Annotated in this window: 10 protein-coding genes; 4 read left to right on the top strand and 6 right to left on the bottom strand. The window is 42.3% G+C overall.

The window, feature by feature from the left end:
* Positions 1 to 16: 16 nt before the first annotated feature.
* The 5 genes from PF479_RS17410 to rpsD all read right to left on the bottom strand — a co-directional run bounded on the left by PF479_RS17410 (position 17) and on the right by rpsD (position 3338).
* Positions 17 to 766, bottom strand: a complete 750-nt coding sequence (locus PF479_RS17410) for a hypothetical protein (protein ID WP_298009272.1) — start codon at positions 764 to 766, stop codon at positions 17 to 19.
* Positions 750 to 1562 carry a metal ABC transporter permease gene (locus PF479_RS17415; RefSeq protein ID WP_298009275.1) on the bottom strand — a complete coding sequence of 271 codons (813 nt, stop codon included), beginning with the start codon at positions 1560 to 1562 and terminating at the stop codon, positions 750 to 752. Before PF479_RS17415 ends, PF479_RS17410 begins: the two co-directional genes overlap by 17 nt.
* A complete protein-coding gene (locus PF479_RS17420) occupies positions 1559 to 2269 on the bottom strand; it encodes a metal ABC transporter ATP-binding protein (RefSeq protein WP_298009278.1) in 711 nt (236 codons plus the stop codon). The genes PF479_RS17415 and PF479_RS17420 overlap by 4 nt, the downstream gene beginning before the upstream one ends.
* Complete coding sequence (locus PF479_RS17425) at positions 2226 to 2591, bottom strand: DUF1893 domain-containing protein (RefSeq protein WP_298009281.1); 366 nt, start codon at positions 2589 to 2591, stop codon at positions 2226 to 2228. The genes PF479_RS17420 and PF479_RS17425 overlap by 44 nt, the downstream gene beginning before the upstream one ends.
* 129 nt (positions 2592 to 2720) lie before the next feature.
* Entirely contained in the window at positions 2721 to 3338 is a 618-nt protein-coding gene (rpsD, locus tag PF479_RS17430) for a 30S ribosomal protein S4 (RefSeq protein WP_298009284.1), read from the bottom strand.
* Positions 3339 to 3500: 162 nt separating this feature from the next.
* On the opposite strand from rpsD, the gene PF479_RS17435 reads away from it, so the two are divergent.
* The 4 genes from PF479_RS17435 (at position 3501) to PF479_RS17450 (ending at position 6799) form a co-directional block, all read left to right on the top strand.
* On the top strand, positions 3501 to 3968 hold the full coding sequence (locus PF479_RS17435) for a histidine phosphatase family protein (RefSeq protein WP_298009286.1): 468 nt from the start codon (positions 3501 to 3503) through the stop codon (positions 3966 to 3968).
* 345 nt (positions 3969 to 4313) lie between these two features.
* On the top strand, positions 4314 to 4859 hold the full coding sequence (locus PF479_RS17440; RefSeq protein WP_298009289.1) for a methylated-DNA--[protein]-cysteine S-methyltransferase: 546 nt from the start codon (positions 4314 to 4316) through the stop codon (positions 4857 to 4859).
* A gap of 178 nt (positions 4860 to 5037) precedes the next feature.
* Positions 5038 to 6099, top strand: coding sequence for a diacylglycerol kinase family protein (locus PF479_RS17445; RefSeq protein WP_298009293.1), 1062 nt, complete (start codon positions 5038 to 5040; stop codon positions 6097 to 6099).
* A 49-nt stretch (positions 6100 to 6148) separates the two neighbouring features.
* The gene (locus tag PF479_RS17450) at positions 6149 to 6799 is read left to right on the top strand and encodes a hemolysin III family protein (protein WP_298009295.1); all 651 of its coding nucleotides are present in this window, start codon (positions 6149 to 6151) and stop codon (positions 6797 to 6799) included.
* Positions 6800 to 6809: 10 nt separating this feature from the next.
* Here the strand turns inward: PF479_RS17450 and PF479_RS17455 are convergent, their stop codons facing one another.
* Positions 6810 to 8219: a sensor domain-containing diguanylate cyclase gene (locus PF479_RS17455; RefSeq protein WP_298009298.1), complete on the bottom strand. Its 1410-nt coding sequence runs from the start codon at positions 8217 to 8219 to the stop codon at positions 6810 to 6812.
* Positions 8220 to 8987: the final 768 nt, after the last annotated feature.

The raw sequence follows: 8987 nt of genomic DNA on the forward strand, positions 1-8987 counted from the left end.
GGAGGGATTTTTGTGATTATTTCAGAACCTGGCTCAACTGATTTTTATTGTACTCCAGAACATCCAGGAGACTGACAGTACCCATTGTCCCCGGGAAATTGATCCAATTGACAAGGGCTGGTTTTTCATCCATCTCCATAAAATGATCTGCTACGGGATTATGATAATTATCAATGATCAGAGAGGGTTTGATTCTAAGAACTTCCCGGGTTTCCCCCAGAGTGGGAGGAGCAGGACCAAAGATCATTTGAGGCTGAAATCCCAAAGAGACTGCCAGCCCCTGCTGATGAAAATGAATGATACTCGTTTCCAGAATATTCTGATGCAGGGTCAAATCCTTTTTCCATAGTTCAAAGAAGGTATCCACTTCTTTCAGGTTCTCTTCAGCTTTTGACTGAGTTCCCAGAGCCGCTGCAATTTTCATGACCGAGCCGCGAATAGTCTTCTGATCATTCACCGTCTGAATCTGAACCATTTGAAGTGCACTGTTTTCACCCAGGGATTCCCGGATTCTTCCCATCATGGCTTCATACCCGGCAAAAATCAGAAAATCAGCTTTTGCCACCATCTGCATTTCTTTCAGGGAGATCTCATATTCCGGGGGATGTTTCATATCGGAAGGAGCAAGAATCAATACATCCTCGGCCCCTGCCAGCTGTGCAAATGAAGCGGTCCAGCTATTTGTAGCCACCACGGACTGGGCTGATAAATTCAGTAAAGAAAACAGAAACAGTATCGGCAATAAAATTTTACTTATACTTTTCATAAATTAACCTCGTTAAATATGTTATTCCAAAGCAGACTCCCGCCACCAGGATGACCCCCGAACTGACAGGTAAATCTGCATAAAGTGCTAGTAGAAAACCGCCCAGACTATAGAGCAGCCCGGAAATGGATGCCGTTAAAAACATGGATTTCAGAGACTTGGAAAAAGAAACAGCCGTCATGGCAGGAAGAAGGACAAGTGCATCCAGTAAAAGTGCTCCCACAAGACGCATGGCGAAAGCAATGGTAATACCGGTTATTATCATGATCAGATAAAATATAAGGGGTTCATTAACCCCCGCGGTCCTGGCCGTTTCAGGATCAATGAGAACGGCGCTGATCTGTCTGTATCCGCGAAGAACAAAGAGGAGGATTACAAAACAGAAGGCCAGGAGTAAATACAAATCCTGGGGAGTCAGTGCAAAAATACTCCCCCAGAGTAGATTCATGGTGTCCTGAACGGGTATTTTGTTTTTATAGATTAAAATCATGGCAACACCCACAGAGATAACCATAAAAAAAGTGGTGAGTCCTCCTGTTGATATTTCAGAGCGTCTGGACATGACCGCCACCAATAGAACCAGGAAAAGATTAATCCCGACGGCACAGAACAGAGGATCTAGAGAGGCCGAGAGGGCAACAGCACCTGCCAGCATGACACCATGCATCAGCATGAAACGTAGATTCAAAAGGTTCAGTCTAAGAATAAAAACACCTGTTAATGGAAAGCAGAGTCCCGCTACCAGGAGGGAAATAAAGCCCCTCAATACAGGAGGAAATAAGAGGAGTTCCATCATTTCTGAAGCTCCAGTAATCCGTCTTTAAGGATGATTCTCTGCCAATCCCTGGAAGAAAAATCATCTTCTGTGTGAGTCACCAGAAGGATGGTTATTCCATAAGAGACTCTTATATCATTGAGTAGGGTGCTGAACTGCTGCCTTCCCTCTTTATCCAGGTAGGTCAGAGGTTCATCCAGAAGCATGATTTTTGCTCCCTGAGCCAGACAGCGGGCCAAAGCCACACGTTGCCGTTCTCCACCGGAGAGTGAAAAAAAAGAGCGCCCTCTTAAACCAAGGCATCCGCTGGCCTCCAGCGACTGCAGGATGATCTCTTTTCTTTTTGCTCGGGTCAATTTTATTCCGGCCATTCCTGTGGCAGTCATTTCTTCTACAGTGACCGGGAATGATCTGTTGGGCTGTTCCTGAGAAACAAAGGCCAGATTATGACGTATTTTTTGCCAGGAGGGGCTGTTATTCTCCAGCCCCGTGATCCTGATGCTTCCCTTGTCATAGGGTAGAAGGCCGGCTACGCAGCGCAACAATGTTGTTTTACCGCAGCCATTAGAGCCGCTGAGTACAGCGGCTGAACCATTTTCCAGAGAGAAACTGATTCCATTCAAGATCTTACGGCCCTGACGGGAGACAACAAGGTCACTCAGTTCTAAAGCCGGAATACCCATATTACTGAGCTCTTCCTGCCCTTCTGCATAATTCCAGATAGGCATCGTCGAGAGAAAGATCATCTGTCAGAACAAGTTCGGTCTGACAGTCCAGTCTATCGACCAAAAGATCATAGCTGCATTGGATTCCCAATTCTTTTAAAAGAGTAAGACCTCTGATGCTGAGAGTTTGTCCATGACAGCGCCTGAATCCCATACGGTGGATCAGTACGGCTGCGCCGCGGCCTATTAATTTATCATTCAAGTAAAGTTGTGAAGCATCTAAATCAGATCCTGTAAGAAAATCTTCGAGGGCAAACAAAGGATGCAGCCAGTGACCATTATGTGTAAAGACAACACTGCTGTTTTGAGTAACTGTAAGATTCAAAAGTGCCTCCATTAGGATAAGGGGCCTTCATAATATCCTGATCAAATGAAAAATGAAACCGCCCCGACAAAAGTTGAGAACCCAAAAAAACCCGGTATACACCGGGTTTTTAAATAAAATGGTCCAGAATTATCTAGAGTAGAATTCAACAACCATCTGTTCATTAGCAACAGATACGATATCAGTTCTGTATGGGGTTCTTTCGACCCTGCCGTTGAGGCTATCTTCAGAAAAGGTCAGCCAGATAGGAACGGACTGGTTATTTCTAGCCAGACTTTCCCGAACAAGCTTTTTACTCTTCTCACTGTCTTTGACAGTTACTTCATCACCTTCAACAAGGGTTCTTGAAGGAATGTTACATCGACGACCGTTTACATAGATGTGACCGTGACTTACCAGCTGTCTCGTCTGAGTTCTGGTTGTTCCCAGACCCAGTCTGTACACAACATTGTCCAGTCTTTTTTCGAGGAGGATCATCATGTTATCACCGGATAGACCGGAAAACTTTTTAGCTTTTATAAACAAGTTGTAAAACTGTTTTTCACTAAGTCCGTACGCGAATCTGATCTTCTGTTTCTCTACGAGTTGTCTACCGAAATCGCTTTCTTTCTTACGGATCCGTTTACCTTTTTCGATACCCGGTCCATGCGGTTTCTTCTTAAGTAATTTATCATATTTACTGTTACCGTAAATGTTGACACCTAAGCGGCGGACAATTTTTCCCTTTGCTTTGGAATTTCTTGCCATTACTTTATTTCTCCTGAAATATATTTACGCCCTTACAGAGCACCTCGCCATCTTATATTGTTGACCCTATTGAGTCAACATATGAAAATATGGGAAGATCTATATTTTCAAAGGAAGTCGGTATCTAATATAATCAATCATAATTTCTGTTGGGAGCTTTTTATGAAACTTGTTCTGATTCGACATGGTAAGTCTGACTGGCATACTGATGATATAGATTTTAACAGACCACTAAACAAAAGAGGTCTTAAAGATGCCCCCCTCATGGCTGAAGAGTTGAAAAGGCGGGGCATTGAACCCGATATGATACTCACCAGTACTGCCGTGAGGGCCTTGACCACAGCCAGGCTGATGGTTGAAGTATTCGATCAAACTGTTGTTGAAGAACTCCCGGATCTCTATCTGGCATCTGCCCAGGTCATTCTGGAGACAATCCTGACAAAAATGGATGATGAAATGACCCTGTTTCTGGTGGGTCATAATCCAGGGATATCTCTTGCTGCTGAAAAGCTTATAAAGACATATATAGAGATGCCTACCAGTGCGGTCGTTATTATTGACTTAAAAGACAGCGGATGCAAATGGGAATTGGTCAGTTCTCTTCTCCTTAAACCGAAAGACCTGAATTAGCTAGTTCATGAATTCATAAAAAAAGGGACGGCGGCAAACATGTGATGCTCAATGTGATAGTTCCTTTTCCAGTACAAAAATCCAGTGACTGAGCCAAGGATCATGGTATGATAGGTTATTCGCCAATCCGGGACATTCGGTAAGGAGTCAAGGTCACAGAGAGCAAAAATTTTCCCCTTAACTTTGTAGACGACAACTCTATCATCAAAAGGGAATTCCTCACTGACTCCTTTGAATGAAATGCAGAAATTGTGAAATTCATTCACTGTCATTATATCCTCCTCCCGGGTTGTCCCACTATAATTACACTTTTAGAAGATCAAAATGCAGTATGGATGATAATGAATGGAAAAGAAAAGAATACAGGTAAAAAAATTTAAAACCCCAGTCGGTGACCTTTTAATCGGAAGTCTTGAAAATAAAATATGCCTTTGTGACTGGCAATACAGAAAGATGAGACAATCCATAGATCAGAGGATTCAGTCAGGATTAAATGGTGAATATGAGGATGGAAACAGTGACGTTATAGAAGAAACAATGAAACAGCTGGAAGAATATTTTAGTAAAAATCGTCAAATCTTTGATATACCCCTCCTCCAGATAGGATCAGAGTTTCAAAAGAGAGTCTGGGCCGAACTTCTGAAGATCCCCTATGGGGAAACATCTACGTATAAGAAACAGTCGGAAAGTTTGGGAAACAGCCGAGCCATCCGTGCCGTTGCCTCGGCCAACGGAGCGAATGCAATATCCATTATAATCCCCTGCCATCGCATTATCGGTAGTAAGGGAGATCTGGTGGGATATGCCGGTGGATTAGGAGCCAAGGAAAAGCTCCTGGCCCTGGAATCAGAAGGGATCTTACAGCTGAAATTATTTTCTGACGATAAATGATTAAAAAACCAGACAGTCACACCTATTCCTGCAGTATCGGCTCATGATTTATTAACCGGAACTTAACTTTCCAGAGAAACCAGGAACCCGGAAAGTAGAACTGATTGACGAAATATCCCTGCCCCCTCTCTCCTATGGATTTCTTATATTATACTGATTAACAGGAGAACCTTAATATATGGAAAACAGATTTAACCTCATCATCAATCCCGGACGGTATCCCTGGTTTTCTAAAGAACTGAAACGCTTGCTGCGTTACGTGAAGGGTGGAACCGTATCGGAGAGTGCAAGCCGGGAACACTTCAAGCAGCTCATTAAAGAGTTTGTGGCATCAAATGATTCATTCCTTCTTGTTTGGGGTGGAGACGGTACTGCGAATCTGGCTCTCAATACACTTATGAACGATGCAGATGATCAGAGACGGCAGGAGATTGCCGTTGGTTTTTTGAGAGGAGGAAGCGGGAATGGAATTCAAGACAGTTATGAAGTGCCGAAAGGGCTGTCAAATCAGGTAAAAACTTATCTGAAAAGTATGAAAGACAAGCTGACTCAAAGAGTGGATCTTCTTAAAATCAGCTATGACGGGATAGAGACATACGGCCAGCTCTTCGGCACAGGACTGGATGCCAGAATTCTTCAGGCAAGGAACCAGAATAGGCGGACCGGTGGAGATAAGGCCCCGCGTCCTGGTTTCATCCCCTATATAATCCCGGCGATCAGAATCGTTTGGAATAATGCCAGACTCCTCACAGAACCTCAGAGGCTCAAGATGATGAAGGGACGCTTCGCTTTTAGAGGAACCAGAACCAATGCGGAATTCCCTTTTGATCAGTATACAATTGACACCAGAGCACCCCTGATTGAATTGGGAGTACGGCCCTATTTTGGATGGTATTATAAAATCTGTCCCGATGTTGTTTGTAATGATGGTCTCTTTGATGTCTATCTGTTTAATATAACGAGTCCCTTCAGAATTCCTTTTCAGCTTTATCGTTTATGGAATGGTCAGTATGACAGAATAAACAACTGGAATGCCAAAAGGAGTCTTCCACTGATTGAACACTACAAGATCAAAGAAATGGAGTTCCAGTCTCAAAAAGACAGAGTCTTTCATATTGATGGTGAATTAAAAAAGACCGATGGTCCTATCCATATTGAAGTGGTATCACAGTCCCTTCAATTTCTGGTTCCTCAGAGCTTTCATGAAAAATTCCATCCCATCCATAACAATGAAAATTAGTCGATTTACACCATAGAAAAAGTGATCTCTTCCTGAGTATAGTAATATTATGACAACAAGCACAGATAAGGTTGAACAGCAAAGCATCGAAGAAAAATTGAATGCCCTCACCCACAGTATCGGTGCCGGATTGAGCATCGCCGGGCTGATTATTCTACTTGTCCTGACAAAACAAAGGGGTGGATCAACCCTGGCCTATGTTTCCTTCAGCATATATGGATCTTTTCAGATATTACTGTATCTATCCTCATCCCTGACTCATCAATTCTCTGATATTCCCCGTTTGAGCAGTATATTCAGAATCATCGATCAGGCAGCCATTTATCTACTCATTGCCGGTACTTATACCCCCTTTGTTTTACTGGGGCTGGGCGGAACCTGGGGATGGACTCTCTTTGGTATAATATGGGGACTGGCTCTCCTGGGAATTCTGTTGAAAACTATTTTTATCAGAGAAAAGCACATCCTTTCAGATCTTCTCTACCTCCCCATGGGTTGGCTCATGATCATTGCCATAAAACCCATGATTCAGGTTTTTCCACTGGGTATTTTAAAGTGGCTGATCATGGGAGGACTCTCCTATACCATCGGAATCCTGTTTTATCTCACAAAAAAAGTTCCACTGAGTCATGTGATCTGGCACCTCTTTGTTCTCTCAGGAGGAATTGGTTTTTATATGGGATTTGTGTTCTATTTATAGGGGTGGGGGGTTAAAGACAGACCCATTTGTTTTTACCCTGATTTTTAGCATGGTATAGTGCCTCATCCGCCCTGGACATCAAGGCATCAATTTCAATGCCCCCACCGGCAGAGCTCACAGTCATTCCGATAGAGATTGTGACTCTCTGGTCAAGATTGGAGATATGAAGTTCTTCAATATGAGTACGGACCCTCTCTGCAAATATTTTTGCATATTCAAAATCCGTTTCAGGTAGAATAATTGAGAACTCTTCACCTCCATATCGGCACAGTAGATCACTCTTTCTGGTCTCGTTCTCAATGACTTTTGATACTGCCACCAGGACATGATCACCCATCTGATGCCCGAGATTATCATTAATCCTTTTAAAATCATCCAGATCCATCATCATCACCGTCAGGGGCCATTTATGTCGTACAGACTGATCCAGTAATCGTTGACCGCTATCGTAAAACCAGCGCCGTGTATGAAGACTGGTTAGGGAATCAGTGTTGGCAAGATGCCTCATTTCTTCATGCAAATCTGCATTATTGAGAGCTATGGAAATAAAGACTGCAAAGCCGATGGCCATTTCCAGGTGCACTGATTCAAAAGATCTTGAATCCTTCCGGTTGCATGATAACAATCCAAGGACTTTATTATTTATAACAAGAGGAACACCGATCCAGGAACTGTGACTTTCATCGTAAAGTGGGTATTTCGAATTATCAAAGCCGGAAAAATCGTTCAAGATCAAGGCCTTTTTTTCCTGAACAACCCTGGTATTCGGATAATTTGAGGATAGCGGTATTACAACCCCTAAAATGGAACCATTATCAACCCAGCCCCTAGAACCGACGACAACAAGATTGTCCTCTTTCAGAAGCTGCACTGTAGCATAATCATAACAAATGACCTGTTGTGATTTCTCAAGGACCATTTCGATTGATTCTGTATAATCCAGGATAGAAGTGACTGCCGCCCCGGCTGCCATCAGGTTTTCAATGTCCAGACTTCTGTCCTGTGCCATTTTTAATGCCTGGGATAATCGCTGTTCAGTCTGTTTTAATTCAGTGATATCACGATCAGCTCCCAGGTATAAACCAGGAGAACTATCCTTGGATCGAGATATGAAATTACCAGAACTGTAGAGCCACCGGTATTCACCGCTTTTTGTTTTGATTCTGTATATTTCATCATAAAGGTCTGTTTTTCCTTCACTTATTTCTTTCATGGCTTTATCTACTCTTGCAACATCATCAGGATGAACAAATTTCAGCCAGAGATTTTCAGCCAGATCTGAATCACTATATCCCCATGAATACCAGAGATCATTAGGAAAAGTTTCTCCCGTAAGATAATTATGGAGAAACACACCCAGTTTACTCAGGGATTGACGAAAGACACGAATGGGTAAGTCACCGGAAGGTCCTAGAGGCATGAAAACATCCTTTATGATATTTCTTAAAGCGTACAAATTCCAATAATAATAGCATGTTCATAAATGGAATGCGAGGGATAATCCAATACTATCCTCCCTTTATTAATATCAAGGATCAAATTTTAACCGTAAAGTATTATGTCAATCAAAACACACATAATTGTCAGATCCTGATTCTTTGAAATCTTTATAAGTCTGAAATATCACAAGAATACCCTTTGGTATGCAATCTGCATAAAAGATTCACAATGAGGGTACAAAAATGATTTTTCCTGAAAAACCACAGGGCTATGTCAAACAAGGACTGGAATCTATTGGGCATGAAGTGTCCTATGTATATGATGTATATTTCCTGATCATTCAGCCTATCTGATTCAATTTGGGCAGGAGAGGCATACACTGAATGTGTATATCAATGCAGAATGCAATGAGGAAACTGCTGTTTCTCTTCAGGATGAGTTGACCTCCGCATTTGTGGGAACTATCGGATTTGCCCTCGCATTTAGGGGTTGCTTTACAATGAAACAAGACAGAGAAGAGAAAGATGAGCTGAAAATTCAGTTTTTCCCCAAGAGTGAAAGGATATGCTTTCCTTAGGATTGATCATAAAATCAGGAGACTGGTTCCAGTTTTATCGTTTCATTGTGTTACTGCATGAAAGATCCTATAATTAATTTAAAGATAGATTTACTAGTATTTTCCACCTTCGGGAATTCCATCGTCTGTCAAGGAAGTTTCTAATGAAAAAAAATTGTGTATTTTTAATTT

The sequence above is a fragment of the Oceanispirochaeta sp. genome, assembly GCF_027859075.1.
GTDB lineage: Bacteria > Spirochaetota > Spirochaetia > DSM-2461 > DSM-2461 > Oceanispirochaeta.

Excerpts from the sequence above, each read along its gene's own strand:
- PF479_RS17415 (WP_298009275.1), bottom strand. The coding sequence starts at position 1,562 with ATGATGGAACTCCTCTTATTTCCTCCTGTATTGAGGGGCTTTATTTCC.
- PF479_RS17435 (WP_298009286.1), top strand. The coding sequence starts at position 3,501 with ATGAAACTTGTTCTGATTCGACATGGTAAGTCTGACTGGCATACTGAT.
- PF479_RS17410 (WP_298009272.1), bottom strand. The coding sequence starts at position 766 with ATGAAAAGTATAAGTAAAATTTTATTGCCGATACTGTTTCTGTTTTCT.
- PF479_RS17450 (WP_298009295.1), top strand. The coding sequence starts at position 6,149 with ATGACAACAAGCACAGATAAGGTTGAACAGCAAAGCATCGAAGAAAAA.
- PF479_RS17440 (WP_298009289.1), top strand. The coding sequence starts at position 4,314 with ATGGAAAAGAAAAGAATACAGGTAAAAAAATTTAAAACCCCAGTCGGT.
- rpsD (WP_298009284.1), bottom strand. The coding sequence starts at position 3,338 with ATGGCAAGAAATTCCAAAGCAAAGGGAAAAATTGTCCGCCGCTTAGGT.
- PF479_RS17455 (WP_298009298.1), bottom strand. The coding sequence starts at position 8,219 with ATGCCTCTAGGACCTTCCGGTGACTTACCCATTCGTGTCTTTCGTCAA.
- PF479_RS17420 (WP_298009278.1), bottom strand. The coding sequence starts at position 2,269 with ATGCCTATCTGGAATTATGCAGAAGGGCAGGAAGAGCTCAGTAATATG.
- PF479_RS17445 (WP_298009293.1), top strand. The coding sequence starts at position 5,038 with ATGGAAAACAGATTTAACCTCATCATCAATCCCGGACGGTATCCCTGG.